We start from the raw sequence: 26,740 nt of genomic DNA, 5'->3' as shown, positions 1-26,740 counted from the left end.
ATCAAAGAGTTATTATAAAACAAAACCCGACAGATTTTAAAAATCTGTCAGGTTTGCTATAAATTATCTAATTTACTAATTATCTCAATTAACTAATTAGTTCCTTCTGCTTCCAGAATAAATAGATATATAGTACAACAACGTTGCGATTGAACCAATTGCTGCTACTACATACGTTCTTGCCGCCCATTTTAAGGCATCTTTTGCTCCAGCCTGCTCTTCTTGCGTAAGCATATGTTTGTTTTCTAGCCAAGCCAAAGCACGATTACTTGCATCGTATTCTACCGGAAGCGTAATAACCGAGAACAAAGTCGTTGCAGCAAAAATGATGATTCCGATTAATAATAATCCAGGAAAAACTTTAATCATAAGAATTCCTGCAATTAAAATCCATTGTACATAATTTGAAGCAACGCTTACAATAGGCACTAACTTAGAACGCATAGTCAGCCATTCGTAACCAATTGCATGCTGTACAGCGTGACCGCACTCGTGTGCTGCAACGGCCGCTGCGGCTGCATTACGATGATTGTAAACTGCTTCACTTAAATTTACTGTTTTATCTGAAGGGTTATAATGATCTGTTAACTGACCTGGTGTCGAAATAACACGAACATCTGTGATTCCGTTATCGGCAAGCATTTTTTCAGCAATTTCTCTTCCGCTCATTCCGTTTCTCAATTGCAGCTTCGAATACAATTCAAATTTACTTTTCAGCTGCGAGCTTACCAGCCAGCTGAACAGCATGATAGCTCCAGCAATAATTAAATATCCTGATCCCATTTTTTATGTTTTTAGATTGATTTTTTAAATTTACAAAACAAACTGCAAATTGCGAACCATTTTAACAAAATGTCATTTTGACATTATTTTACCACTTTTGACCTAATTCAACATATTGTTTTTAAGTAGAAAGGCAATTAATTCTGCCACATTTTTCATTTTATATTTCTGAAGAATATTGCGTCGATGTGTTTGAACGGTTAAAAAACTCAAAAATAAATCATCAGCAATTTCCTGAGTCGATTTTCCTTGCGAAAGTAGTAATGCAATATCTCTTTCTCTGCGGCTCAAACCCGGAATTCGTTCCAAATCTTCAGACAAAGGCTGACTGATTATCGTTTTTACTTCTTCACTAAAAACAATTTCGCCCTCAATTGCTTTGTAAATACAGTTTTTAAATTCATCAAAAGAAGCATTTTTAAGAATATATCCGTTTCCTCCATTCTGGATAAACTGCATAACCAAACTTCTTTCAGACTGGCTGCTCATCCCTATAATTACAATTTTAGGATGCTTTTGCTTGATTGTTTTGCACAGATCTACTCCATTTATTACAGGCAGAAAAATATCCATTAAAATCAAATCGACTTTATTGTCTTCTATATAATCTAAAAGCGCAATTCCCGATTCGAATTTTTCTACAATTTCTATATTATCTAACTCTGAAAGTAAGCCCGCAATTCCAGAAATCACAATTGGATGGTCGTCTACTATTACCGTTTTATACTTCATAATCATGATTTGGGTTATATTTTAATTCGATATAAGTTGAAGTCCCTTTATCAAGGACAGAATCAATTTCTAATTTTCCGTTTAAAAAAGCCACGCGGTTTTTAATATTTCGCAATCCCATTCCGTCTCTTTTTTCTGCATACTCCACATTAAAACCAACTCCATTATCTTCAACTGTTATAAAAAACACGTCTTTATTTTGAGAGCAGGAAACTAAAATCTGAGAAGCTTTTGCATATTTTAAAGCATTATTTAAAAGTTCTTGAATAATCCTGAAAATCATTATTTTAAAATGCTGCGGTAAAGTTGTTTTTTTAATCAAATACTGAAATTCGATTGCTGTCTCTGGTGTTGAATGCGATGCACACAAATCTCTCAGCGCATGTTCGAGCCCTAATTTCATTAAACTTTCAGGCATTAAATTCTGAGAAATATTGCGAAGCTCTTTTATGGAATCGTTCAGCATTCCGTTTATATTGGAAACATTTTCACTGTTTTCACGTTCAGCAAGATTCAAATGAATTTTTAATCCAGAAAGCATACTTCCGAGTCCGTCATGCAAATCTCTTGCGATTCTTTTTCGTTCGATTTCTTCCCCTTCAATCAAGGCATTTGAAACGGATAATTTCTGCTGATTCTCTAATGCTTCAAGTTCTTGCTTATGATTGACTTCTTTTTGAAAACTTATCTTTTTCTGATAATTATTCCAACTCCACAAAAACAAAACAGTCAAAAACAATACAAACGAAAGCACTGCAAAAAGCATCATATTCAAGCGATTATTATTAACCTGCAAAACCGCTTTTTCATTTTCAGATTGCAACAAACCAATTTTCTTTTCGCTTTCTGCCTTTTTATATTTAGCTTCGAGCTCTACAATTTCATTTTTCAGTTTCGCATCATTTAGACTATCATTAATTACATTGTATTTATTTGAATAATAATAGGCTTTCGGATATTCTTTTGTCGCGTTATAAACTTTTGACAACTCTTTATAATAGTTTTTCTTGTCTACAATAAAAGGAGTATTTTTTATTAAATATTCTAAATTGCTTTTGGCCTTATCATAATTTTTAAGTTTAAAGAGCACTTCATATTCTGCAAACTTCAATCTATTTACCGCTATAGCATTATGATGCTTTTCTGCCGATTTAATTCCTTTATCAAAACTTTGCAGTGCCTCATTATGCTTATTTTGTTTCGCATAATAAAGTCCTTCCGAATAAAAATAAGAATCATTTAGATTAGATTCTGGGTATTTTTCTAATGTTGCATAAGCTTTCTCCAGAATTTCTTTAGCATCATAAAAATGTTTCAGCTCAACTAAATTTTCTGCATTTATAATATACGTCTCCATCTTAGACTCGGCTAAAGTTGCCGATTTTTTCGTAGCACTTTCAATATATTTCTGCGCTTGATCTAGATATTCTGCCGCTTTTTCGCGTTCATCATTATTCATAAAAATAATGGCAACGGCTTTATTTAAAGCACTTATCAATTCATAATCACCACTTTTTTTAGCAATTGGAATCGCTTCGTTGACTAGCAATTTCATATAAGCGTTTTCATTATTCTTTCTTTGCTGCATAATGCCGTAGTTCTGAAGTATCACGGCACGAAGTTTATAGGCTTCCTTATTACGATACTTTTTAAGTTTCGCGTTTGCATCTAGTAAAGCTTTTTCAAAACCTTCCAAATCGCCTTTTTCGATAAAGCTGTACGCATTATAAAAAATAGAAGCATCTTTTAAAAAAGGAAATTTAACTTTTAGACGATTTGCTTGATCCAAGTATTCCTTTGATTTTTCTGCATCTTGGGCCATTAAAAATAGTTTTGACAATCTGAAACTATTCAAACTTTTGACACTGTCGGATTTTGTGTTTTTTGTGATTTTAACAATACTGTCAATATAAACCGTATCATCATCTAATGAAAGAATTACTTGCGAACTGGAAATTGCAGTGAAAAATAAAAAAAAGAATAAGGCGTAGAGTTTCTTCATAAATGTGGCATTTACTCAAAGTTATTAAAGCTTAACGACTTTCAAAAAAAAATCGCTTGCTTTTACCTGATATCAGGTAATAAAAAATACATTTTATCAGGTATTGCCGTCCGTAGGATAAGCGTCTAACTTTGTTAAGTTATGAATTTTAATTAAAGAATTTTATTATGAAATCAATTTTGAAAACCTTAGCAATTGTAATGACTCTTGCTTTTACAGCAGTTTCTTGCAGCAGCGATAATGATGATAATGGCTCAGGAAGTGCATCAAGAGATGTTAAATATGAAATAACTGGAAATTATACAGGAACAGCTTCAGTTACTTATTTTGAAAAAGGAGGTAATGCATTAAATGAAGATATGACCAAACTTCCTTGGACTAAAGAATTTACTGCTGAAGCAAAATCTATGGGAGCATCACTGAGCGCAAGTGGATACGGTGGAGTTGCTGGACAAACCTTAACTGGAAAACTTTACATTGGAGGAAAATTAGAGAATGAATTAACTGCAACGGCAAATAGCGACGGAATAATTGTATTATCTCTTACACCGTACGTTTTTCCTCTTTAAAAATTAGTTTAGAATTTAGATTTAAGTTTTTGGTAAAAAGAAAGCTTCGTAGATTTTACGAAGCTTCTTTTTTTTTTTACGCTTTTAATTGATTGTTGACTTCTTCAAACTTTTCTATTAAAGTATTTATTTTTTCCTGCTGTTTTTTAATTTGTTTTGGACGAATGTAAAACCAATTGAACATCATCCAAAGCAAAGTGATTCCGTACGTTAAACTCGCTCCTAAAGCACTCATTCTACTAACGTATTCGTACATATACAAACAAATTCCAAGTGTTAGTGCTATAAAGTAAAAACTCATCATTTTGGTTTGCAGAAACTGTTGCTTCTTTTTTATCGAAATCAGTTTTTGAAGGTATTCCTGATTGGGCTGTGTAGCATCTATGTTTTTATAATCGCCCATTAACTTATTATAGACAAATACATAAACGACCATAGCCAGAATGGTAAGCACAATTCCGATTTTAGTCGAAACAAATTGTGGCTGATAATATATCCAAATAAAAACAATAAAGACACTTGTTACCGAAAGCAAAATATTGATCATCCATAAACTGCGTAAAGCCGCTTTTTTAAATTTACTTAATCGCGCCAGCAAATCGGTTAGGTCTGGCTGACTTACGGATTGTTTTTTCCATAAATCTTTAAAATCTATATTATTATCGTTGTTCATTTTCTTTAAATTTTTGAGTCAGTTTTTCTTTTATTCTATGAATTTTCACTCTAACATTGGCTTCAGAAAGTCCGACAATTTTTGCGATTTCATTTTGTTTGATGTCTTCCAATTCTAATGAAATAATAATACGATCGGTTTCGGGAAGCTCAGCAATACACTTATACAAGAATTGAATCTGAGGTTCTATAGAATGCTGTTTTTCTTCTGAAAGATGAATAGGAAGTTCTGATTTCGGGAAACGTTTTTGTTTTTCTATCTGCCTTAGACAGTTATTGGAAGCTATTCTAAAAATCCAAGTTCCAATAGCCGATTCATTTCTAAAGGTTTCCAGCTTTTGCCAAACAATTATAAAAGTTTCCTGGGTCAAATCCTGAGCGGCATCATAATCATTCACGAAACCCATACAGAGCCTGAAAATTCGATCCCAATACATTTTGTAGATTTGTTCAAATTCCATTCTTTCTATTTTAAAAAAGTGCTTAATTGCTCTAAGTACCAAGCTGTATCATCGTACATAATAAAATGCAGTCCATTTGTAGCGTACTGAAAATTGGCAGTTTTCAAATTTTTATACTGATCTTCTATAGCTGGTTTTAAATTTATAAAATAAGATTCTAATAAAATTAAAGCTGGGCATTTAATCTGTGCAATTCTTTCTCTTAAATCAATATTGTAAAAGTCACAATACATTTGCCCAAAAGTTGTTCTGTCTGATTTTACACTCCAATCTACAACCATATCTAGCTTAGACGCATCTGCCAAAAGTCTTGGCATGGTCTTTTTTTGCATATCATAAAACTGATCATTGGTCATTCCTGTCATCTGATTTACAGTTGAAGAACAATCGTTATTCATTTTTGATTTAAAAGCAGGATCACTTAACGCCGCCAAACAAGGAAGCGCATCTACTACTACAATTTTACTGATCAAATCTGGATAATCTGCTGCAATGGCAAGCGCAAGTCCGCCTCCCATACTATGGCCAATTAAGATTGGTTTTTCAATATTATTTTCTTTGATATAATTGGCAATTCCATTCTTCCAGTTTTCGAACGAAGCATTCGGCTGTGGCTTTCTTCCCGCAAAACCAGCCATTGTAAGGGTATAACAAGTAAATTGATTTTCGAATGTAGCCCTAGTTTCATTCCAAACATCTCCAGAAGATGCAAAACCAGGAATAAATATAATAGACTGATTTCCATTTCCGGTTTTTAAAACTTCAAACGGAAATTGTTTCGTTTGCGCAAAAACATTTAAACATAATGCTGAGAATAAGAATGCGATAATTAAGATGATATACTTTTTCATTTTTAATAGTTTTAAGTTGTTAATTAAATCGGATCCATGCTTTTGATACGACAACTATTAAAATGTTACAACGAAAATGAAAATTTCAATAAAAAAAAACCAAATCCCAGTGCTGGTGCGGGTTTTTAACCGCGAAGAGCGGGAAGATTTACGCAAAGAACGCAAGGTTTTTTCCGCCACGAATTCACGAATTATTTTTTATTCTCAAAGATTGTCAAAAATAATTCGTGAATTCGTGGCGAAAAAAAAATAAGCACAAAAAAAATCCCAAACCCCAATCGTAAAATTGGAATTTGGAATTTGGAATTTTTATATTGAAATTTTAAAATTATTACCCTACAAGGTTGATGATTTTTCCAGGAACGATAATCACTTTATTTGGCGTTTTTCCGTCTAAGTGTTTTTGTGTTCTTTCGTCTTTCATTACGATTTCTTCGATTTGTTCTTTGGTTAAATCCAAAGGCAATTCGATGGTGAAACGCATTTTTCCGTTGAAAGAAACTGGATATTCTTTGTTAGTCTCCAATAAATGTTTTGCTTCAAAAGCAGGGAACGCAACTTCTGAAATTGAAGTTGTATGTCCTAACTGTGCCCACAATTCTTCTGCGATATGAGGTGCATAAGGCGAAACCAAAATCGCTAACGGTTCTAAAATCGCTCTCGAATGACAGTTTTGAGAAGACAATTCGTTTACACAAATCATAAACTGAGAAACCGAAGTATTGAAAGAGAAATTCTCGATGTCTTCTGCTACTTTTTTGATCGTTTTATGTAATGATTTCAAATTATCTTTTGTTGGTTCGTCGTTGTTTACGATTAAACCGTTATCATCAAAATACAATCTCCATAATTTTTTCAAGAAACCAAATACTCCAGAAATACCAGCAGTATTCCAAGGTTTTGCCTGCTCTAACGGACCTAAGAACATTTCGTATAAACGTAATGTATCTGCTCCATATTCGTCACAAATATCATCTGGTGTTACAACATTGTATTTCGATTTCGACATTTTTTCGACTTCACGACCTACAATGTATTTTCCATTATCATCTAGAATGAATTCAGCATCAGCATAATCTTCTCTCCAAGCTCTGAATTTTTCTATATTTAATTCATCCGAAGAATTCACCATTGAAACATCTGCGTGAATTTTAGAAATACTTAAAAAATGAGGTTCATTTGGCAAACCATTATTTAGTTCAGAATATTTCTTTCTAATGATTTCCTTTTCATTACTATTCAAACCTTCTCTCTCGATTCTTTCTGCCACGGTTTTAGAAACAAAAAATACTGGGTGTGGTTCATTAAAAATATCAAGATCTATTAAATAATCAATATTGATTCTGTAAACAAAAGCACTAGTTCCCAAAATCATTCCCTGATTGATCAGTTTTTTGAATGGTTCTTCGGTTGGAGCAAAACCTTTGTCTTTCAAGAATTTGTTCCAGAAACGAGAATATAATAAATGTCCAGTTGCGTGTTCGCTTCCTCCAATATATAAATCTACATTTTCCCAGTAAGCTAAAGCTTCTTTGCTTGCAAATTCATTTTCGTTGTGTGCATCCATATAACGCATCCAATACCATGAACTTCCCGCCCAACCTGGCATAGTATTCAATTCTAAAGGAAAAATCGAAACATTATCAACTAAATCTGTATTGACAACTTTGTTTTGTTTTGTATCCCAAGCCCACACTGCTGCATTTCCTAATGGAGGTAAACCGTCTTCTGTTGGTAAATATTTCTCTACTTCTGGTAAAATAATTGGCAAATGTTGTGTATCGATCATTTTAGGTAGCCCATTCACGTAATAAACTGGGAATGGTTCACCCCAATAACGCTGACGAGAGAAAACTGCATCACGCAAACGGTAATTGGTTTTACCTTTTCCTTGTCCGATTTCTTCTAACTTATAAATTGCTTTTGCTGTAGCGTCTTTGTAATTTAATCCGTTTAAGAAATCAGAAGCTGCGATTTCAACGTTGTCTTTTGATCCATAAGCGGCTTCAGAAATATCAACATTAGCGAAGATATTTTTGATTTCCTGCATTCCGTTCTGACCTTTAAAGAAATTAGCAAAAGCATAATCTCTTTCGTCTCCACAAGGAACCGCCATTACAGCACCAGTTCCGTAACCAGCCAAAACATAATCACCAATCCAAACCGGAATAGCTTCTTTTGTAAAAGGATGTTCTGCATAAGCTCCTGTAAATACTCCTGAAATCGTTTTTACATCGGCCATACGCTCACGCTCCGAACGTTTTGCTGTTTTTTCGATATACGCTTCAACAGCTTCTTTTTGTTCTGGAGTTGTAATTTTAGCAACCAAATCATGTTCTGGTGCTAAAGTCATAAAAGTAACTCCGAAAATAGTATCAGGTCTTGTTGTAAATACTTCGATTACTTCATCGTGATTTTTCACATTAAAAGTTACCAAAGCACCAACCGATTTCCCGATCCAGTTTCTTTGAGATTCTTTGATAGACTCGCTCCAATCAATATCATTTAAACCTTGAAGCAAGCGTTCGGCATAAGCAGAAATTCGCATACTCCATTGTGTCATTTTTTTTCTTATAACAGGAAAGCCACCACGTTCTGAAACTCCGTTTACAATTTCGTCATTTGCCAAAACAGTTCCCAAGCCTGGACACCAGTTTACTTCGGTTTCTGCCAAATAAGTCATTCTGTATTGCAACAAGATTTTCTCTTTTTGATCATCAGAATAAGATTTCCATTCGTCAGCTGTAAAAATTGCAACATTATCGTCGCAAACTGCTTCAACCAATGCATTTCCGCTTTCTTCAAAAACAGTTACAAGCTCAGAAATATCAAAAGCCTGACCTTGTTTTCTGCAATACCAAGAGTTGAACAATTGAATAAAAATCCATTGTGTATGTTTGTAATAATCCGGATTTGATGTACGTACTTCGCGCGCCCAGTCAAATGAGAATCCGATTTTATCTAATTGTTTTCTATAACCCGCAATTTGTTTTCCTTCTTTGTCTACTCCACCGTCAATATTTACACGCGTTGTATCTTCTGGACGCTGTCCGGTCTGAATCGCATATTGTTCTGCTGGTAATCCGAAACTATCGTAACCCATTGGGTGCAAAACATTGAAACCTTGATGTCTCTTGAAACGAGAATATACATCTGAAGCTATGTAACCCAGCGGGTGCCCAACGTGCAATCCTGCTCCAGATGGATAAGGAAACATATCGAGAACATAATGTTTCGGTTTTTCAGAGTTGTTCTTTGCTGCAAAAGTTTGATTTTCTGCCCAATATTTTTGCCATTTGGCTTCAATTTCGTTTGGATTGTACTTCATTTCTAAGTGACTAAGATTCTAAGTTACTAAGGTTCTAAGCTTTTCACTAAATTAATTAAGCCGCAAATTTACATTTATTGCGGATTGTAGCAAAGCTATTTCACTGTCAAACAAATAAAATAACAAAATACTTAATTTTAATTACGTAAAAATACTTATGTTTGCATTTTAATACTTAGAAAATATATAGCGCAGACAGAATATTTTTATCAGAAAAGAATTATTTTTGAATAGCATTTAAAAAATTAAAATGGCCGACAGTAAAAAATACAATGTTGAAGTCCGTGTTTGGATTGAGGAAGCTGCAGGCGCATTTCTTGGCATTGGCAAAATCTGGCTTCTTGAAAACATCAAGAAAACGGGATCGATTACCAATGCTGCAAAAGAAATGAAAATGGCATATCGTCAAGCTTGGCAATTGGTCGAAGAAATGAATCAGCGTGCCGAAAGTCCATTAGTTGAAAAACTTCTTGGAGGAAAAGGCGGCGGAGGTGCACGATTAACTGATGCTGGAGAAAGAGCCATTACTGTTTTTTATGAAGTTGAAAAACGCATTAAAGATTTTGCTCAAAAAGAAACTCAGAATTTGAAGTTTTAAAAACAAATATTTAAACACATAGAAACATAGCTTTAGCAATCGTAAAAAGACGTTTCACTTAATTCAAATACACATAGCAAATCTATGTTTTAGAAACTAGTTTCTTTTTTACAATCTTTTTGAGGATAAAAAAACCTATGTTTCTATGTGTTAAAAAAAATAACAAACCAAACCGACTTTTTTTTAACTATCAGTATTCATTTTAAAACATACTGAATTTAACAGCCAAAAAACCATGAACCAAAAACTGTATTTATTCTTTGTTTTTATAAGCCTGAAAAGTTTTTCTCAAGTCCAAAATTCGAAAACACAAGACAGCATTAAAAAAAAAGAACTGAATGAAATTGTCATAACAGCTTCTCGCCGTTCCGAAAGATTAATGCATTCTCCCATCAGTATCGAGCAATTAAAATCGGCGGAAGCCAAAGCAATGGGATCGCCAAGTATTTACGAAGCACTAGAAAATGTAAAAGGGGTCCAGATTATTACACCAAGTTTGGGCTTTAAAGTCATCAACACACTCGGTTTTGCCAATTCTACCAATGTAAGATTTGCTCAATTGGTAGACGGAATCGATAATCAGGCTCCGCATTTGGGCGCTCCAATTGCAAACGCTTTGGGCGCAAATGATTTGGATATTGATAAAATCGAAATCATCTCCGGAACTGCAGCCGCTTTGTATGGAATGAATGCGATTAATGGTTTAGCCAATATTCAGACCAAAAATCCTTTTAAATATCAGGGAATCGCCATTCAACAATTAACTGGCGTAAATCATGTAGGGAATATTGATCGGTTTTCACCGAAAGTATATTCGCAGTTTAATTTAAGATTGGCCAAAGCTTTCAATGAAAAATTGGCTCTCAAAATCAATGCTTCAACTACAGGAGGAACAGACTGGGTTGCAGATGACCGAACAGATTTAGCTCCAAACGCAAATGCTTCGACAGGTTTGTTTGGCGCAGATAACCCAGCTTATGACGAAGTTAACGGTTACGGGAACGAATCGGCCAATCGAAAGACATTAAACTTAAATGGCAAAAATTATGTTGTTGCCAGAACAGGTTATCGAGAAACCGACATTTCTGACTACGAAATCAAAAATTATAAAGCCGATTTCGGATTGTATTTTCGACCAAAAAAAGATCATGAACTTTCTCTGACTTATAAAACTGCTCTTATCAATACGATTTATCAGCGCTCGAATAGATTTAGATTAGATAACTATACTTTAAATCAATTTTCGGCAGATTATCATACTCCTATTTTTCAGGTAAAAGCTTACGCAACTACCGAAAATACTGGAGATTCATACAATATGCGTTCGCTAGCAGAAAATATGGATCGCGCTTATAAATCTGACGATAAATGGTTTGCCGATTACAGCACAGCTTATAAAAATGCTGTTACAGGCGGAGCAAGCGTTGCTGATGCCCACAGAATTGCCAGAACACAATCTGACGCGGGGCGATTTTTACCTGGAACCGAAGCTTATGAAGAGAAGAAAAAGGAATTGATTGATATCAATAATTGGGATATTGGTGCGGCTTTGCGTGTAAAATCAACTTTGGTTCATGGCGAAGGATTGATTAATTGGGATAAAGCTTTTGTTTCTTTTTTCGAAAAAATCGATGCGAAACTTTTGAGCGGTGTCGATTACAGAAATTACATTATTGTTCCCGACGGAAACTATTTTATTAATCCCGTTCATGCTGACGAAAATCTGACGTATCAAAAAAACGGTGCTTTCACGCAATTAACCAAAGATTTTTTCTCAGATAAATTAAGATTGGGTGCAACTATTAGAATGGACAAAGCGGATTATTTTGAAGCGAAATTTACGCCTCAGTTCACAGCAGTTTATTCACCAAAAGAAAGTCTAAACTTTAGAGCTTCATATCAAAACGGTTATCGTTTTCCGAGTATTTTTGAAGGGTTTTCGAATGTAAATTCAGGCGGCGTTAAACGTGTGGGCGGACTTCGAATTATGTCTGACGGAATTTTCGAAAACTCTTATACCAAAGCTTCAATTGATAAATTTCAAGCGCAGGTAAATACCGATGTGAACACAAATGGCTTGACTCAAGCGCAGGCGATCGAAAAAAATAAAAATACGATTCAGAAAAATCCGTACACGTATTTAGAACCTGAATTTGTAAAATCGTTTGAAGTTGGTTTTAGAGGATTGGCATTAAACAGAAATCTTTTTATTGATGCCGATTTCTATTACAACTCTTATAAAAATTTCATTGCACAAGTTGAAGCCAGCATTCCGAATACAACAGATCCAAATTTGATTCCGACTGCTTTATATTCAAAAAACACACAAAATTGCTACAGACTTTGGACCAATTCTAAAAGTAAAATTTACAATTACGGAGGAAGTTTAGGTTTGAAATACCGTTTTGATAACACTTTTAGCGCACTTACCAATTTAACTTATACCAAACTAGACAGAACAGATGATAAAGATGGTTTAGAAGACGGTTTCAACACGCCAGAATTTAATGTAAACGGAACTTTGATTGCCCAAAATATCTGGAAAAATCTAGGCGCGAGTGTTACGGCACGCTATCAAAACAATTTTGATTATGTTTCATTCTTAGTTAGCGGAACGGTTCCTGCATATTGGTCAATGGATGCACAGGTTAATTATGCTTTCAAAAAAGGAATTTCGGCTAAATTAGGCGGAACCAATATTCTTAACAAACCCTACACTTCAATTCTAGGCGGCCCATCAATTGGCGGATTATATTATTTATCATTGGTTTGGGAAAGCAGTAAAATTTAAATCACAACTTATATGAAAACACAAAATTACATTCTCGTTCTTTTAATTGCATTTTCATGCTCCATGTGCAATTCATCTAAAAAAGAAGAAAAAAATTCAACTGAAAAAAATTCTGAAACTAAAAAACATGAACATGGAACGCTTACGGCAGAGGACAGTTTAAAATTAGTCAATCGTCAAATTGAAGTAAAAGGCGAGGTTGAATTTCCGCTACAATTAACAGTCGATTCTCTTAAAAAAATGAAAGTTGTTACCCTTGACAATTTTAAAATTACTGGGAAAAATGGAGAAGTAAAAAGAGAAATTAAAGTTTGCAAAGGCGTTCTTTTAAAAGATATTCTCGAAAAAGCAAAAATCAAGCAGGAAGATCATAAAGATCGAAACTTCTATATTGTAGCAAGGGCTTCAGATGATTACAAAGCTACTTTTTCATGGGCAGAACTTTTCAATAATCCGACGGGCGAAAATGCTTATATCCTTTTTGAAGAAAATGGAAAACCAGTTAAAAACGGAGAGATGATTGCGATTTGCAAAAATGATATTAAAACTGGACCGCGTCATGTTTATTGGTTAAAAAGCATCGAAGTTTATAAGGTTAAGTAAAGATTCTGAGATTCTAAGCTACTAAGTTTTTTTGCTCGCAAAGTCGCGGAGTCGCAAAGTTTTTGTTCAACCAATTTAATATCTTATTGTCAAACATAGCCCGTGGTTTCAACCACGGGAAACGTTTTTATATATTTTTCGTCCCGTGATCAAATCCACTGAAATACGGATCGTGCCCATGATTGTGTCCCCGTGCTTGAAACCACGGGCTATATTTGAAAAACAATACGTGCAAAATGCAAAGCTTAGTTTTTTTGCCACAGATTAAAGAACTTACACAGATTTTAAAAATCATTTTAATCCTTTTAATCTGTGGCTATACTTTTTACTTTGCGACTCTGCGACTTTGCGAGATTAAATAAGCTTGTTTTAAAAACTACACATAAAACCTTGCACAATTTGGGATTAAATAAAAACTTTATTCAAGATTTAAATTGTACTTTTAAGTATAAAAGTTTGTTATTAACTTTAAATAAAGAAATTCTTTATTATTTTTACCACATAATTTAAGCAAACTATGAGTTCTAACTTTGATAAATTTCAAAAACGCAGGTTAATTTCCTCTTATTTTTCGGTAGTATTAAGTGTTTTCTTGGTTTTATTCCTTTTGGGAGTACTAGGATTATTCATTATTAATTCTAAACAGCTGGCGGACGATTTTAAAGAAAAAATCGCTATGACGGTTTTCTTTAAAAATGAAGCAAATGACAGTGTTATCAAAGCATTTAATACCGAACTTAAAAGAGCTCCTTTTGCGAGATCTTTTGTTTATGTAACCAAAGAAAAAGCGGCAAAAGACCATACTGACATCATTGGAGAAGACTTTTTAACCTTTTTGGGAGAAAATCCATTATTGAATTCATACGATATTCACTTAAAAGCAGATTACGTAGAAAGAGACAGCATCGTTAAGATCGAAAGTAATTTTCGCAAAAATACTATGATTTCAGATATTGTTTACGACAAACAATTAGTAAATCTGGTAAATGATAACATCAGAAAAGTAAGTATGTGGATTTTGATTATCAGCGGTTTCTTGACTGTAATTGCTGTTTTATTAATCAACAGTTCGCTACGTTTATCTATACATTCAAATCGTTTTATTATCAAAACCATGCAAATGGTTGGAGCGACAAAAGCGTTTATCCGTAAACCTTTTGTAATGCGAAGCGTAAAACTTGGAATGCTGGGCGCAGGTTTGGCCATTATTGCTTTAATCGCACTGTTGCTTTATGTAGACACTAATTTCCCTGGTTTAGGAATCCTAGAAGACAAAGCTTTAACTGGTTTAGTTTTGGTTGCTGTTTTCGGATTAGGAGTTTTAATTACTTGGGTTAGCACGCATTTTGCAACACAACGTTTCTTGAATTTAAGAACTGACGATCTTTATTAATTTTTGATTTTAGATTGCAGACTGTAGATTTTAGATTATAACGCCTTCGCTTTTGCTCAGGCTACAAATAAACAAACTTAGCTTTGCTGGTTTAACATAAAGATAAAAATGAAAAACAACAATAATAAAGAAGAACAACAAGTTCAAAAACAGGAATTCCTTTTTGACAGCATCAATTATAAAATTTTATTGATTGGTATTGCTGTAATTGCGCTAGGATTTATTTTAATGTCTGGCGGAGGAAGTAAAGATCCAAATGTTTTTAACGAAGATATTTTTAACTTTAGACGTATTCGTTTAGCACCAACTACCGTTTTAATCGGTTTCGGAATCACGATTTATTCTATATTCAAAAAATCTAAATAATAAAGATTTATAGATTTTAGACACTGAGCAAAGCGAAGTAATCAATCTGAAATCTAAAATCTGAAATCTAAAATTTTAAATGAATACACTACAAGCTATTGTTCTTGCTATTATTGAAGGAATTACAGAGTTTTTGCCTGTTTCTTCTACAGGTCACATGATTATTGCCTCTTCTTTTTTTGGAATCGCGCATGACGATTTCACTAAACTTTTTACTATTGTAATTCAGCTTGGCGCAATACTTTCTGTTGTTATTTTATACTTCAAACGTTTCTTTCAAACTTTTGATTTTTACTTTAAACTTCTTGTTGCTTTTATTCCAGCAGTTGTTTTAGGATTATTATTAAGCGATTTTATTGATGGCTTATTAGAAAATCCGGTAACTGTCGCAATTTCACTTTTAATCGGTGGAATTATTTTATTGAAAGTTGACGAATGGTTCAATAATCCAAATACAGCTGAAACTTCTCAAGAAATAAGTTATTTACAAGCTTTCAAAATCGGATTGTTTCAATGTATTGCTATGATTCCTGGAGTTTCTCGAAGCGGAGCTAGCATCGTTGGGGGAATGTCTCAAAATTTATCAAGAACGACAGCCGCAGAATTTTCATTTTTCTTAGCCGTTCCTACTATGTTGGGAGCAACTGCAAAAAAATGCTACGATTATTACAAAGCTGGTTTTGAATTATCTCACGACCAAGTAAACATGTTGGTTATTGGGAATATTGTTGCTTTTGTTGTAGCGCTTTTAGCGATTAAAACTTTCATCGGATTTTTGACTAAAAACGGATTCAAAGTTTTTGGTTACTACCGAATCATTGCTGGAATCATTTTATTATTGATTCACTTTTTTATTCATCCGCTTACGATTATATAATGACACCTGAAGAATATTTAGAAGGACAGGTTTTATTGATAGACAAACCTTTAAAATGGAGTTCATTTCAAGCTGTCAATAAATTAAAATACCTTTTAATTAATAAAGTTGGACTTCCAAAGAAGTTTAAAATTGGTCATGCAGGAACTTTAGATCCTTTAGCAACTGGACTTTTATTAATCTGCACAGGAAAATTCACTAAAAGAATTTCAGAACTTCAAGGTCAGGCAAAAGAATATACAGGTACGTTTTATATAGGAGCCACTACTCCATCTTATGATTTGGAAACCGAAATCGATAAGACTTTTCCAACCGATCATATCGATGAAGCTTTGATTCATGAAACTGTAAAACAATTTTTGGGAGAAATCGATCAGAAACCGCCTATTTTCTCGGCTATTAAAAAAGACGGCGTTCGTTTGTACGAACACGCTCGTGCTGGAGAATCTATCGAAATCGAAAGCAGAAAAACTACGATTCACGAATTTGAAATTACAAGAATTGCATTGCCTGAAATAGATTTTAGAGTAGTTTGCTCTAAAGGAACTTACATTCGCTCTCTGGCTTATGATTTTGGAAAAGCAATGAATTCAGGTTCGCATTTAACTGTTTTACGCCGAACTAAAATTGGCGATTATGACGTGAAAAATGCGATCGACATTACTTTGTTTGAAGAAGAACTCCTGAAAAAATAAAACCTTGTATGAAGAGAATTTTACTGACTATTACATTTATTACCTTTTTTAATTCATTTATACATAGTCAGGCAACTAAATTCACATACTCACAATTTGATTTTGCTGTTTCTATAACTGGAAACCCTAATAACACAAACGATTCATATTCAGAATCAGAATCAACATCCTCAAATGCTTTTTTTGTCCCAAATGGTTTAGGTTCAAAAATTGGCTATGGAGTTCATTATAAAAAATGGCTGACATTAGGCATTCACAGTGGTATTGACTGGAAATGGGATGACAAACTTGTTGCTGTTCCAGTGTTTTTAAATCTTGGTTTAAGCCCAAAAGTGGGACCCGAAACACGAATTATGCTACAGGTTGGTTACGGAAAAGGTTTTGCCATAGGACGTGGCAATTTGAATGGAGAATACAAAAAATTAAAACTCGGAATTGGCTCAGATGATTTTATTCTTTTTGCAGAAATCTGTGATTATGATTTTCCACTTCACAATGAAAAAAGTATTGGCATGATTTCTTTTGGAATAACTCTTCAAGATTTCCTTTATTACACATCAGAAGCAAACTAAATATTTGGTGCAAAAAAAAGCACATTACAATTTGAAAAGTAATGTGCCAAGCTCCTAAAATAAGTAAAAATTATTTCATACTTATCTCTGTTTAATAGTGAGGCACATTCTTCCCTCCAAATAGAAATTTAGAAAAGAAATCATAAAACCTTTCGAATAACTTTTTCATAATAGTGTATTTTAATTGTTGAACAATAAATAAAACACCAATAAAAAGAGTAAATCTAAAAGTTATAATAGAAGTGGGTTACTTTTACTAAGTTACAAAAATCTATTGAAGTCAAAAAGACTTTAAGATAATTTTATTAACTAAATCACCTGCTTATCAACACTTTAATCCGATTAAAGGCGATTATATTTGATATTTTCCATAATTTCAACCAATTCTTCCTGAACCGAAATTCCTTTATCTGCTAAATACCATAACTGCAAATCAGTTTTTATTTTTTCATCAATAGCACCAACTTCTCTTTTATGTTTGGCCATTAATTCGGTCGCGCCTTTTGGTCTTGGTCCCCAATCTGCACGTACAATTCCGGCTTCTTTACAAATAACGATTACTTTAGGAATTGCTCTTCCTCCATTAGTTAGATAATGGCTCATCAAATCGTCATTTTCATCGCGAAATGCAATTCTCAAATCAATCTTTTTATGAGAAACCAAAGCCATTTTATTTAAAATTGGAAGAATTTGTGCTGCATCTCCACACCAACCTTCTGAAAGAACCAGCCAAATATAATGATTGTCCAAATTTTGAAGTTTCTCTGCAATCGAATCTGAAATAGTAATCGTTTTGTCTAGCCTATTCATTCTGGCTTCATTCAACTTGGAATAATTGGTAAGACTTTCAGATTGTTCATTTCCTGTAGATTTTCCCTCAGTCAATAAATCGGTCACTATTTTTCTATATTCAGCATAAGAATGACTATTGAATAATGCTTTGGCTACGATGCTTTTCATATTTGTTTCATTTTTAGGATACAATAAAAATACGAATTTTTGAAATGACTTAGAAATGACATTTGTCACATTTCAAATTAAGTAACTGTATGGCCTTTCTAAACCTAAATTTGTAACACCAATTAATTTTTTGCAAACATTATTTTTAAAAATCAGAATATGTCTATATTTGCACAAATTAACGCAACACACACATGAAATATAAAAGAATTCTTCTTAAACTTAGCGGCGAGGCCTTAATGGGTGATTTACAATACGGTATAGACCCGAAAAGATTAGCCGAATATGCAGATGAAATCAAGCAGATTCACGCAAAGGGAGTAGAAATTGCTATTGTTATTGGAGGAGGAAATATTTTTAGAGGCGTTGCCGGAGCAAGTGCTGGAATGGATAGAGTACAAGGCGATTACATGGGAATGCTTGCGACTGTTATTAACGGAATGGCTTTGCAGGGCGCTCTTGAAGATAAAGGAATGAAAACGCGTTTGCAGACTGCTTTGAAAATGGAATCTATTGCAGAACCATATATTAAAAGAAGAGCAGATCGCCACCTTGAAAAAGGCAGAATTGTAATTTTTGGTGCTGGAACTGGAAATCCATATTTTACAACTGATACAGCTGCTGTTTTAAGAGGTATCGAAATCAATGCAGATGTTATCCTTAAAGGTACTCGTGTTGATGGTGTTTACGATTCTGATCCAGAAAAAAATGCTTCTGCAGTAAAATTTGATTTTATCTCATTTGATGACGTAATCAAAAAAGGATTAAATGTAATGGACACCACTGCATTTACATTAAGCCAAGAAAACAAATTGCCAATCGTTGTTTTTGATATGAACAAAATCGGAAACCTATTGAAAATTTGCGAAGGCGAAAACATTGGAACTGTAGTAAATATATAGTCATCAGTAACAGTTTTACAGTCACGCAAGACTTTAACTGAAAACTGAGAATGAAAACTGAAAACTAAAAAAAAATGACTGAAGAAATAGACTTTATTTTAGAAAGTACTGAGGAATCAATGAACGGTACTATTGCACACTTAGAGAAAGAATTTCTTAATATTCGTGCAGGGAAAGCTTCTCCAGCTATGCTTGGAGGTGTTTTTGTAGATTATTACGGATCTGCAACTCCGCTTTCTCAAGTATCTAAAATCAGTGTTCCAGATGCTAGAACAATTACATTACAGCCATTTGAAAAAAATATGCTGCAGGCAATTGAAAAAGCAATTTTGATCGCTAACATTGGTTTCAACCCAATGAATAACGGAGATATGGTAATCATTAGCGTACCGCCATTAACAGAAGAGCGTCGTCGCGATTTAGCGAAACAAGCAAAATCTGAAGCTGAAGATGCTAAAATTGGTATTCGTAACTCTCGTAAAGATGCTAATACTGATATCAAAAAATTAGAAAAAGAAGGAACTTCTGAAGATATCTGCAAATCTGCTGAAGAAGAAGTTCAAAACTTAACAAACTCTTACATCAAAAAAATTGATGAGTTATTGGCTGCAAAAGAAGCCGAAATCATGAAGGTGTAATCTTGAGATTGAGATAAAATAAAAAATCCGTTTGGTTTATTGTACCAGACGGATTTTTTTATTGCTATTTTTGCATACGAAAATTAAATTCTTTTCGTTTTTGAAACTATATCATTCTGTATGAAGCTATTTTGTTTTTTGACTTTGTTTTTTACGCTTACTCTTCAAGCGCAAATTCAAATAAACGGAATCGTAACCGATTCAAACAACAAACCTCTTCCGTTTGCCACCATTACCACCTCAGAAAGCAATAACACTATTACAGATGTTGATGGAAAATTTATTTTTAAAATTAGCAGTTCGGCTACATCACTTTCGGTTTCTTATGTAGGTTTCCAAACTAAAACTATTGCATTAATCAATACCAAAACCTTTTATTCGGTAGCGCTTTTACAGCAGACAGATGATCTAAAAGAAGTTATTGTTTCTAATGAAAACCCTGCGCTTGCCATAATTAGAAAAGTTATTGCCAATAAAGCGACAAATGATCCGCAGAAAAAACTCAATAATTTTGAATATAAAACTTATAACAAACTTATAGTTACTGCTAATCCCGATTCGATTGATGGACGTATCGATACTTCGGCGGCATATAAAGATTTAAGCAAAAAAGTTATCAATATCGATTCTTCCGATTATAAGTTTAAAGAAATTGTAAGCAAACAGCATTTGTTTCAGACCGAGAAAGTTTCTCAATATCAGTTTGGAGATCACAAGCTAAAAGAAACCGTTTTGGGAACCAAAATTGCAGGTTTCAAACAGCCTATTTATGAAGTTCTGGCCTTCAATCTTCAATCTATCTCGATTTATGATTCTAAGTACGAATTATTCGAAACCAAATATGAAAATCCGATTTCGAAAAATGCGCCTTCTAACTACAATTATAAACTCTTAGACACTGTTAGCATTAAAGGTCGTGACGCGTATATGATCTATTTTAAAAATAAATCAAAACACAGAACCTCTGGATTAGAAGGGGTTTTATATATCGACAAAGAAAATTACGCTGTAGCGAAAGCTGTAATGCGCATAAAGGGCGTTTTGGATATTAGTGGAATCCACGAATTTGAATATATTCCGAAAGAGAAAATATGGTTTCAAAGCAACACCACTTTTAAAATCGTAAAAGGTAAAAATGATGATGATATTCGAATTTTGGGCGGTACAATTCAATTTGACGGAGATGTTGAAGAGAATTTCGAACCCAGAAAAAAAGTGGCTTCAGATTTTACCTATCTCCTTTCTGAAAGTAATAGTTTTGATATTCGTGTAAACACCGACAGTCCAATAAAAAACCCTTCGCTTTATATCGAAATTAAAGACGATGCGGCCAAAAAACCGGAAAGTTTCTGGGAAGCTTACCGAAAGGAAAATTTGGATTTAAAAAGCCAAAAAACTTATTTGCTATTAGATAGTCTTTCAATTCGAAATCGAATCGAAAAACGTTTAGGAATTGGCCGAAAAATCATTAATGGCTTCTACCCGATTGGCCCTGTCGATTTAGATTTGAAAAAAATCATAAGTTATAACAATTACGAAGGTTTTCGTATTGGTGTAGGCGGAATTACAAACGATCGTTTATCTAAAAACTTCCGTCTAGAAGGCTACACCGCATACGGAACAAAAGATGGTGTTTTTAAATACAGTGTTGGAGGTGGCGTTTTATTAGACAAATACACCAATACTTGGTTTAATGGTTATTATACTGATGATGTGCGAGAAATTGCAAGTACCGTTTTTTCTGTTGATAAACGTGTTTTTAAAATTTACGATCCGCGTCCGATAAACATTAGTACATTCTATGAGTATATAGGATGGCGCGCCAATGTTCAAACCAAATTTATTCCGAAAACTGAAGCCGTTTTGGAATTTTCGCGAAATTATATCGAGCCAAAATTTGATTATCTTTTTAATCTAAATGGAAATTTATATTCAAATTATATCATGACCACAGCAATGCTTTCGATTGTGTGGGCACCTTTCAGCAATTATATGCAGACTCCAACAGGAAGAACTGAAAGCGATAAAAAGTTTCCGAGATTTACTTTTCAATACACACAATCTTTACCGAATGTTTTTGAAAATGATTTTACTTTTAGCAAAATAGATTTTAAAGCCGAATACGAAAAACAGTATTTAAACCGCCAAAAAACAAGTTTGCTTTTACAGGCTGGTTATGCAATGGGAGATGTTCCTATTACACATTTATACAACACATCTCCGAATAACTTAACGAAGGAAACCGTTATTCAGCGTATCACTTTTGCCGGAAGAAATGCTTTTGAAACCATGTATTTTAACGAGTTCTTCTCGAGCCAATATTTGATGTTTCAAATTAAGCACGGTTTTGACCGAATTAGAATTATGAGAAAAGTTCGCCCATCGTTGGTTTTAGTGACCAGAATGGCCTGGGGAAGCATGGAAAATCCAGAACAGCATGTTGGTCCAGAATATAAAACTTTGGATAAAGGTTATTTTGAATCAGGAATCGAATTGAACAGAATCTTTAAAGGTGTTGGTTTAGGCGGATTCTATAGATATGGACCAAATCAGTTATTGAAGTTCGAAGACAATATCGCAGTTAAGATTTCTTATGTTCTTGATTTGGGGCTTTAATTTAAAATTCATTTTTTCGCCACGAATTCACAAATTTATGCACTTAAACTTTGCGAAAATTTTACCGATGAATTTCACGAATTTCCAGTAGTAATCTGCGCAAATTTGTGCAATTTATCAACAAGTACCACGTAAAGAAATTCATTAAAATTCGTGAATTCGTGGCTAAAAAAATCCCAAACCCCAATAAGTAAAATTGGAATTTGGAATTTTAAAATTTTGGAATTTCAGCAAGTTTAAGGTTTCAAAATCAAAACCGATGGTGAATTATTCAGCCAAATACTTTGAGATTCTATTAATTTTTTCCAGCTATCTAAACTGATAATCATTAGATTTTGGCTTTCTAAAAATTCTTTCTTCAGTGTTCTATCATTCATAATCATGATATGATTTGGTGCAATCTGCTCGATAGAACGAATTGTTTCCTGAATTTCTCTTGTATTTTTAACTTCTCCACCAGCATCTAAAACTGTAATCTGAGAACCATTATTATTGATCAGTTTTTTAGCATAATCAATTAAAAAAGCATCTTCTTTACTAAAAACGGGCATAAAAATCTGGTTTACTTCTTCTAGATTCTTATCAATAAAAATACCAACTGGCATTTTCGCTTTAGTAATAATATGTCGTGTTCTCTCATCAAACGGATTGTTTTCAAACAAACCTTCTTTTCCTGTAAACTTATCGATCAAACGATCTGGGTTTACAATTCTGGTTGTGAATCCGAGAATTTTCCCCAACAAAGTTCCATCAAAAATAGATTGTCCTAAACCAACCAATAATAAATCATATTCTCCATGGTTTGCCGTATCAATAATATCCGAATCAATATCGCTCGAAACTTTAAACAAGCTCTGCAGATTTTGATCTAACAATTGCGATTCTTCTACTACTGGCCCTATCATTTTACGCTCATGTTCTTTAACGTCAAAAGAATGTATTTCTGTACTTAAAGAAATATGCATTGCTGTTACAACCGAATTGTCTGCTTGCTTCTTAACAAGGCTGTTGGCAATTTTGAGCAATTTTTTCCCCTTTTCTGGAGTAGCAAACGAAAGTAAAATCTTGTACTTACTTTTAGTGCCAATTTCCTCTGGAACGGCTGTGATTTTATCTTTAAAAATGAATCCAATAAAATCTAAAGCTGGGCCTGTCATAAAAGTAGTCACCAATGCCATAATTACCATCATAGTAAAGATTTCTGTTGATAACACTCCAAGATCATAACCGATGTTTAGAACCACTAGTTCCATCAACCCCCTTGTATTCATCAAGGCTCCAATGGCTAAACTGTCTTTCCAGTTCTGTCCCATAAATTTCGCTGCCAAAGCACTCCCGAAGAATTTTCCAACGACAGCAACCAAAATGATCAAACCGGTAAGTTTCCATAATTCAGGATCATTCAACAATCCGATTTGTGTACGCAAACCTGTGAACACGAAAAACAATGGCAATAAAACAATGATGGCAACATCTTCTACTTTTTCGATAAATATGTTTCTAAATTTATTGTTTTCTGGCATAATCGCTCCAGCCAAAAAAGCACCGAACAAAGCATGAATTCCAATTAACTCAGACGCATAAGCCGAAATTAAAAGTGTTATAAAGAAAATGGCAACAACTGGTTTATTTAAACTTTCTCTCGTTGCATTTAAATCTCCTACTCTTTTTAAGAACGGACGAACGATTTTTAGCATGATAATTACATACAAAATCGCCATTCCGATTACATAAAGTGAACTCGAAAGCGAACCCGCTTTTACAATCGCAATAACAACTGCCAAAATACACCAAGCCGTAATATCGTCTGCAGCCGCGCAAGTAATAGCAATGGTTCCTAATCTTGTTTTCTGCATGCCACGCTCTTGAACTATTCTAGCCAAAACCGGGAAAGCGGTAATACTCATGGCGATTCCCATAAATAAACCAAAAGAAGAAAACTCAACTCCCAATGGAGCATAGGTTTCATAAATAAAAAATGCCAATGATAAACCTAAAGCAAACGGAATTACAATACTGGCGTGACTGATTACAACTGCATCATGCGCTTTGTTTTTCAGCACTTTCAAATCCAATTCCATTCCGATAACAAACATAAAAAGGATTAAACCGATTTGGCTTAAGAACTGTAGATTGCCTAAAGATTCTTTTGGAAATAAAGCTGCCGAAAACTCTGGAAAATACATTCCGACCAAAGATGGTCCTAACACAATTCCTGCAATCATTTCTCCAATTACAGACGGCTGTCCTATTTTTCTAAAAAACCATCCAAACAAACGGGCAACTAAAATAATGGTTACGATCTGCGCTAATAAAATAGCCAAAGGATGCTGCAGATTTTCTACCATCGAATGAAGAAAGTCTTTCCAATGATTGCTTTCAACACTTTTCTTTACAATATTGCGCCCAACTTCCAATGAAGCGCCTTTTGAAATTACCCAATATATTAGCGCTGTAAAACCACCAATAACTGTTATGTAGAATAGAGAGTTCTTAACGTTATTCATAAACTCGTTCTTTAGATTTAATTAACGCAAATATCAGCACTGTGAATTTAGTGAAAAAGTAATTCACTTGTTAATTTCAATCACATGTAACAAGTCAGGAAAAAATTGTAATAAGTTTTAGAAATGATTGTCATCCTTAGCGAAGTTGAAGACTTAACACTCAAAATCGGTCTTCGACTTCGCTCAGCCTGACAAAAAATAGATTAGAGATGGCTATAATTTCACCTTTTTCAAAAAATCAGCTCGATAAGTTTCGCTTAAGATTAGCGTTGTGTTTTTGCTGTTTTCTTCAACATGGTGCAGCACAATTTCGTTATGATTAAAGAACTTAATTGCTTTTACCGCCACGATTTCTTTTTTATTAACTCGACAGAAATCAGCATCTGGCAATTCGTTTAAAAGGGTATCGAATTTTACATTTTTTAAATTTAAAAAACTTCCATCGGTAAGCAGAACCGTTTTGTCACGACTATCACTTGCGGCCGTTTTTATGTACTGAATTTTATTAAAATACAACAGCGTTTTCCCTTTGTCTGTATTGAGCTGAATGAATTTTTTATCTGAATTTGATTTCTCAAAACGCTCCAAAGCTTTTGTGACTGCTTTTTGCAAACGTTCCAATTTTACAGGCTTTGTAATATAATCTACGGCGTCGATATTAAATGCCTCGGCCGCATATTCTTTATACGCCGTACAAAAAATCACCAATTTATCTTGCAGTTTTTCAGCCAGATGCAAGCCATCGATTCCGGGCATTTCAATATCCGAAATGAGCAGGTCAAAATCTAAATTAGGTATATCAGACAAAAGTTTTTCAGGATTATTGAATGTCTTCACGATTTCTAATTCTGGAATTTGTTCGCAAAGCATTTTTAGGTAAGTCAATCCTGGAAGTTCATCGTCCAGAAGCAAGCATTTCAGTTTTGTATTCAAGTAAATCAATTTTTAGATGGGCAATATAAACATCGTTTTCTATAAACCTATCGAGTTTGAAATTATTCTTATAAATAATGCGAAGACGGTGTTCGAGCGTTGTATGGCCAAAACCGCTTCGTTCTTTTTTCAGTACTTTTTTATCTGATATTTTATTGGAAACCGTCATAAAAAAAGCATTGTTTTTAAATTCAAAAACTACCGAAATAAAAGCATCTGCACTTTGAAGATCGGCATGTTTGAATGCGTTTTCAATTAAATCAATCGAAATTAAAGGCGCTAGCAGAGGCTGTTCATATAATTTGTCTTCCTGATTGATATTGGTTTTAACCTTAAGTTCAAAAAGCGGACTAATTTTGATTTTGTTGATTTCGATTAAATTCAATGCAAAATCTATTTCTTCTTTGGCCGTTACAAATTTCTTTTTGCTTTCGTATAAAATATAATCCAGAACGTTGGCCAATTTATCTAGAGCAAAATAGGTTTGATAAGCATGCGACTGAATCGAATTTAAGATATTCTTAAATAAATGCGGATTTAGTTTGGATTCTAAATTCTCCAACTGCAAATCGTTTACCTTAGATTCTAAAGCATAAAAACTTTTTTCAGCATCTTCTTTAGCTTTTTTGGTTTGCTTTAATTGATAAATCATAAAGCAAATAATAACTATTAAAAGCAAAAGAATGGTTAGAAAAATGAAAGTTGTAGTATTATTTTGTTGCATTGTTGCTGATCTATTTTTTAGTGCAAAATTACAATAACAGTATTTTTTACTGTAAAACGAATTGCAAATATGGTAAAAGCTAACGACTAATTGGCAAAAAGCAGTAAATTATCCTGTTTTTAAAAATCTTGTGTTTTGTGTTAACATAAAGTAAAATAGAATCGAAT

Annotated in this window: 24 protein-coding genes; 13 read left to right on the top strand and 11 right to left on the bottom strand. The window is 33.7% G+C overall.

What is annotated here, in order from left to right; genetic code table 11:
• Positions 1–96: 96 nt before the first annotated feature.
• From AC3Y25_RS11770 to AC3Y25_RS11760, 3 genes are all read right to left on the bottom strand, one after another.
• Positions 97–783 (bottom strand): zinc metallopeptidase, encoded by a 687-nt coding sequence (locus tag AC3Y25_RS11770; RefSeq protein WP_095928287.1) that lies wholly within the window; start codon positions 781–783, stop codon positions 97–99.
• A gap of 102 nt (positions 784–885) precedes the next feature.
• Positions 886–1,515: a response regulator gene (locus tag AC3Y25_RS11765; RefSeq protein ID WP_250834990.1), complete on the bottom strand. Its 630-nt coding sequence runs from the start codon at positions 1,513–1,515 to the stop codon at positions 886–888.
• Positions 1,505–3,517: an ATP-binding protein gene (locus tag AC3Y25_RS11760; RefSeq protein ID WP_489902884.1), complete on the bottom strand. Its 2,013-nt coding sequence runs from the start codon at positions 3,515–3,517 to the stop codon at positions 1,505–1,507. The genes AC3Y25_RS11765 and AC3Y25_RS11760 overlap by 11 nt, the downstream gene beginning before the upstream one ends.
• 167 nt (positions 3,518–3,684) lie before the next feature.
• Here AC3Y25_RS11760 and AC3Y25_RS11755 point away from each other — a divergent pair, with 167 nt between their 5' ends.
• Complete coding sequence (locus tag AC3Y25_RS11755; protein ID WP_095928290.1) at positions 3,685–4,086, top strand: MmpS family transport accessory protein; 402 nt, start codon at positions 3,685–3,687, stop codon at positions 4,084–4,086.
• Between the two features lie 76 nt (positions 4,087–4,162).
• On the opposite strand, the gene AC3Y25_RS11750 is transcribed toward AC3Y25_RS11755, so the two are convergent.
• The 3 genes from AC3Y25_RS11750 to AC3Y25_RS11740 are packed head-to-tail and all read right to left on the bottom strand — an operon-like array spanning position 4,163 to position 6,070.
• Complete coding sequence (locus AC3Y25_RS11750; protein WP_489902883.1) at positions 4,163–4,759, bottom strand: hypothetical protein; 597 nt, start codon at positions 4,757–4,759, stop codon at positions 4,163–4,165.
• The gene (locus AC3Y25_RS11745) at positions 4,746–5,219 is read right to left on the bottom strand and encodes an RNA polymerase sigma factor (RefSeq protein WP_248728467.1); all 474 of its coding nucleotides are present in this window, start codon (positions 5,217–5,219) and stop codon (positions 4,746–4,748) included. Before AC3Y25_RS11745 ends, AC3Y25_RS11750 begins: the two co-directional genes overlap by 14 nt.
• Before the next feature lie 5 nt (positions 5,220–5,224).
• Complete coding sequence (locus AC3Y25_RS11740) at positions 5,225–6,070, bottom strand: alpha/beta fold hydrolase (protein ID WP_489902882.1); 846 nt, start codon at positions 6,068–6,070, stop codon at positions 5,225–5,227.
• 76 nt (positions 6,071–6,146) lie between these two features.
• Between AC3Y25_RS11740 and AC3Y25_RS11735 the strand changes: the two genes are divergently transcribed.
• Complete coding sequence (locus AC3Y25_RS11735; RefSeq protein WP_489902881.1) at positions 6,147–6,323, top strand: hypothetical protein; 177 nt, start codon at positions 6,147–6,149, stop codon at positions 6,321–6,323.
• 78 nt (positions 6,324–6,401) lie between these two features.
• Here AC3Y25_RS11735 and AC3Y25_RS11730 read toward each other — a convergent pair whose 3' ends face one another.
• A complete protein-coding gene (locus AC3Y25_RS11730; RefSeq protein ID WP_489902880.1) occupies positions 6,402–9,398 on the bottom strand; it encodes a leucine--tRNA ligase in 2,997 nt (998 codons plus the stop codon).
• Between the two features lie 250 nt (positions 9,399–9,648).
• Between AC3Y25_RS11730 and AC3Y25_RS11725 the strand changes: the two genes are divergently transcribed.
• The 8 genes from AC3Y25_RS11725 to AC3Y25_RS11690 all read left to right on the top strand — a co-directional run bounded on the left by AC3Y25_RS11725 (position 9,649) and on the right by AC3Y25_RS11690 (position 17,293).
• Complete coding sequence (locus AC3Y25_RS11725; protein ID WP_489902879.1) at positions 9,649–9,996, top strand: winged helix-turn-helix domain-containing protein; 348 nt, start codon at positions 9,649–9,651, stop codon at positions 9,994–9,996.
• Between the two features lie 235 nt (positions 9,997–10,231).
• Entirely contained in the window at positions 10,232–12,787 is a 2,556-nt protein-coding gene (locus AC3Y25_RS11720; protein WP_489902878.1) for a TonB-dependent receptor, read from the top strand.
• 12 nt (positions 12,788–12,799) lie between these two features.
• The gene (locus tag AC3Y25_RS11715) at positions 12,800–13,390 is read left to right on the top strand and encodes a molybdopterin-dependent oxidoreductase (RefSeq protein ID WP_489902877.1); all 591 of its coding nucleotides are present in this window, start codon (positions 12,800–12,802) and stop codon (positions 13,388–13,390) included.
• Positions 13,391–13,907: 517 nt separating this feature from the next.
• Positions 13,908–14,783, top strand: coding sequence for a cell division protein FtsX (locus AC3Y25_RS11710; RefSeq protein ID WP_095928297.1), 876 nt, complete (start codon positions 13,908–13,910; stop codon positions 14,781–14,783).
• Positions 14,784–14,891: 108 nt separating this feature from the next.
• Entirely contained in the window at positions 14,892–15,149 is a 258-nt protein-coding gene (locus AC3Y25_RS11705) for a DUF3098 domain-containing protein (protein ID WP_095928298.1), read from the top strand.
• A gap of 79 nt (positions 15,150–15,228) precedes the next feature.
• Positions 15,229–16,026: an undecaprenyl-diphosphate phosphatase gene (locus tag AC3Y25_RS11700; protein WP_489902876.1), complete on the top strand. Its 798-nt coding sequence runs from the start codon at positions 15,229–15,231 to the stop codon at positions 16,024–16,026.
• Positions 16,026–16,721 carry a tRNA pseudouridine(55) synthase TruB gene (gene truB / locus AC3Y25_RS11695; RefSeq protein WP_489902875.1) on the top strand — a complete coding sequence of 232 codons (696 nt, stop codon included), beginning with the start codon at positions 16,026–16,028 and terminating at the stop codon, positions 16,719–16,721. Before AC3Y25_RS11700 ends, truB begins: the two co-directional genes overlap by 1 nt.
• Before the next feature lie 8 nt (positions 16,722–16,729).
• Complete coding sequence (locus tag AC3Y25_RS11690; RefSeq protein ID WP_489902874.1) at positions 16,730–17,293, top strand: hypothetical protein; 564 nt, start codon at positions 16,730–16,732, stop codon at positions 17,291–17,293.
• A gap of 342 nt (positions 17,294–17,635) precedes the next feature.
• Here the strand turns inward: AC3Y25_RS11690 and AC3Y25_RS11685 are convergent, their stop codons facing one another.
• Entirely contained in the window at positions 17,636–18,253 is a 618-nt protein-coding gene (locus AC3Y25_RS11685; protein ID WP_489902873.1) for a thioredoxin family protein, read from the bottom strand.
• A gap of 194 nt (positions 18,254–18,447) precedes the next feature.
• Here AC3Y25_RS11685 and pyrH point away from each other — a divergent pair, with 194 nt between their 5' ends.
• From pyrH to AC3Y25_RS11670, 3 genes are all read left to right on the top strand, one after another.
• Positions 18,448–19,155, top strand: a complete 708-nt coding sequence (pyrH, locus tag AC3Y25_RS11680) for a UMP kinase (protein WP_057122376.1) — start codon at positions 18,448–18,450, stop codon at positions 19,153–19,155.
• A gap of 74 nt (positions 19,156–19,229) precedes the next feature.
• Positions 19,230–19,793: a ribosome recycling factor gene (frr, locus tag AC3Y25_RS11675; protein ID WP_263524612.1), complete on the top strand. Its 564-nt coding sequence runs from the start codon at positions 19,230–19,232 to the stop codon at positions 19,791–19,793.
• A gap of 120 nt (positions 19,794–19,913) precedes the next feature.
• Positions 19,914–22,409, top strand: a complete 2,496-nt coding sequence (locus tag AC3Y25_RS11670) for a DUF5686 family protein (protein ID WP_489902872.1) — start codon at positions 19,914–19,916, stop codon at positions 22,407–22,409.
• Between the two features lie 236 nt (positions 22,410–22,645).
• Here the strand turns inward: AC3Y25_RS11670 and AC3Y25_RS11665 are convergent, their stop codons facing one another.
• The 3 genes from AC3Y25_RS11665 to AC3Y25_RS11655 form a co-directional block, all read right to left on the bottom strand.
• Positions 22,646–24,916 carry a cation:proton antiporter gene (locus tag AC3Y25_RS11665; RefSeq protein WP_489902871.1) on the bottom strand — a complete coding sequence of 757 codons (2,271 nt, stop codon included), beginning with the start codon at positions 24,914–24,916 and terminating at the stop codon, positions 22,646–22,648.
• A gap of 213 nt (positions 24,917–25,129) precedes the next feature.
• Positions 25,130–25,849, bottom strand: a complete 720-nt coding sequence (locus AC3Y25_RS11660; RefSeq protein ID WP_427875391.1) for a LytR/AlgR family response regulator transcription factor — start codon at positions 25,847–25,849, stop codon at positions 25,130–25,132.
• Positions 25,812–26,573, bottom strand: coding sequence for a sensor histidine kinase (locus AC3Y25_RS11655; protein WP_250834974.1), 762 nt, complete (start codon positions 26,571–26,573; stop codon positions 25,812–25,814). The genes AC3Y25_RS11660 and AC3Y25_RS11655 overlap by 38 nt, the downstream gene beginning before the upstream one ends.
• Positions 26,574–26,740 lie beyond the last annotated feature (167 nt).

The organism is Flavobacterium sp. LK-23 (assembly GCF_058135255.1).
Note: the sequence above shows the minus strand (reverse complement) of the source record. Positions and strands in the feature narration are given on the sequence as shown.

Excerpts from the sequence above, each read along its gene's own strand:
- AC3Y25_RS11770 (WP_095928287.1), bottom strand. The coding sequence starts at position 783 with ATGGGATCAGGATATTTAATTATTGCTGGAGCTATCATGCTGTTCAGC.
- AC3Y25_RS11765 (WP_250834990.1), bottom strand. The coding sequence starts at position 1,515 with ATGAAGTATAAAACGGTAATAGTAGACGACCATCCAATTGTGATTTCT.
- AC3Y25_RS11760 (WP_489902884.1), bottom strand. The coding sequence starts at position 3,517 with ATGAAGAAACTCTACGCCTTATTCTTTTTTTTATTTTTCACTGCAATT.
- AC3Y25_RS11755 (WP_095928290.1), top strand. The coding sequence starts at position 3,685 with ATGAAATCAATTTTGAAAACCTTAGCAATTGTAATGACTCTTGCTTTT.
- AC3Y25_RS11750 (WP_489902883.1), bottom strand. The coding sequence starts at position 4,759 with ATGAACAACGATAATAATATAGATTTTAAAGATTTATGGAAAAAACAA.
- AC3Y25_RS11745 (WP_248728467.1), bottom strand. The coding sequence starts at position 5,219 with ATGGAATTTGAACAAATCTACAAAATGTATTGGGATCGAATTTTCAGG.
- AC3Y25_RS11740 (WP_489902882.1), bottom strand. The coding sequence starts at position 6,070 with ATGAAAAAGTATATCATCTTAATTATCGCATTCTTATTCTCAGCATTA.
- AC3Y25_RS11735 (WP_489902881.1), top strand. The coding sequence starts at position 6,147 with ATGAAAATTTCAATAAAAAAAAACCAAATCCCAGTGCTGGTGCGGGTT.
- AC3Y25_RS11730 (WP_489902880.1), bottom strand. The coding sequence starts at position 9,398 with ATGAAGTACAATCCAAACGAAATTGAAGCCAAATGGCAAAAATATTGG.
- AC3Y25_RS11725 (WP_489902879.1), top strand. The coding sequence starts at position 9,649 with ATGGCCGACAGTAAAAAATACAATGTTGAAGTCCGTGTTTGGATTGAG.
- AC3Y25_RS11720 (WP_489902878.1), top strand. The coding sequence starts at position 10,232 with ATGAACCAAAAACTGTATTTATTCTTTGTTTTTATAAGCCTGAAAAGT.
- AC3Y25_RS11715 (WP_489902877.1), top strand. The coding sequence starts at position 12,800 with ATGAAAACACAAAATTACATTCTCGTTCTTTTAATTGCATTTTCATGC.
- AC3Y25_RS11710 (WP_095928297.1), top strand. The coding sequence starts at position 13,908 with ATGAGTTCTAACTTTGATAAATTTCAAAAACGCAGGTTAATTTCCTCT.
- AC3Y25_RS11705 (WP_095928298.1), top strand. The coding sequence starts at position 14,892 with ATGAAAAACAACAATAATAAAGAAGAACAACAAGTTCAAAAACAGGAA.
- AC3Y25_RS11700 (WP_489902876.1), top strand. The coding sequence starts at position 15,229 with ATGAATACACTACAAGCTATTGTTCTTGCTATTATTGAAGGAATTACA.
- truB (WP_489902875.1), top strand. The coding sequence starts at position 16,026 with ATGACACCTGAAGAATATTTAGAAGGACAGGTTTTATTGATAGACAAA.
- AC3Y25_RS11690 (WP_489902874.1), top strand. The coding sequence starts at position 16,730 with ATGAAGAGAATTTTACTGACTATTACATTTATTACCTTTTTTAATTCA.
- AC3Y25_RS11685 (WP_489902873.1), bottom strand. The coding sequence starts at position 18,253 with ATGAAAAGCATCGTAGCCAAAGCATTATTCAATAGTCATTCTTATGCT.
- pyrH (WP_057122376.1), top strand. The coding sequence starts at position 18,448 with ATGAAATATAAAAGAATTCTTCTTAAACTTAGCGGCGAGGCCTTAATG.
- frr (WP_263524612.1), top strand. The coding sequence starts at position 19,230 with ATGACTGAAGAAATAGACTTTATTTTAGAAAGTACTGAGGAATCAATG.
- AC3Y25_RS11670 (WP_489902872.1), top strand. The coding sequence starts at position 19,914 with ATGAAGCTATTTTGTTTTTTGACTTTGTTTTTTACGCTTACTCTTCAA.
- AC3Y25_RS11665 (WP_489902871.1), bottom strand. The coding sequence starts at position 24,916 with ATGAATAACGTTAAGAACTCTCTATTCTACATAACAGTTATTGGTGGT.
- AC3Y25_RS11655 (WP_250834974.1), bottom strand. The coding sequence starts at position 26,573 with ATGCAACAAAATAATACTACAACTTTCATTTTTCTAACCATTCTTTTG.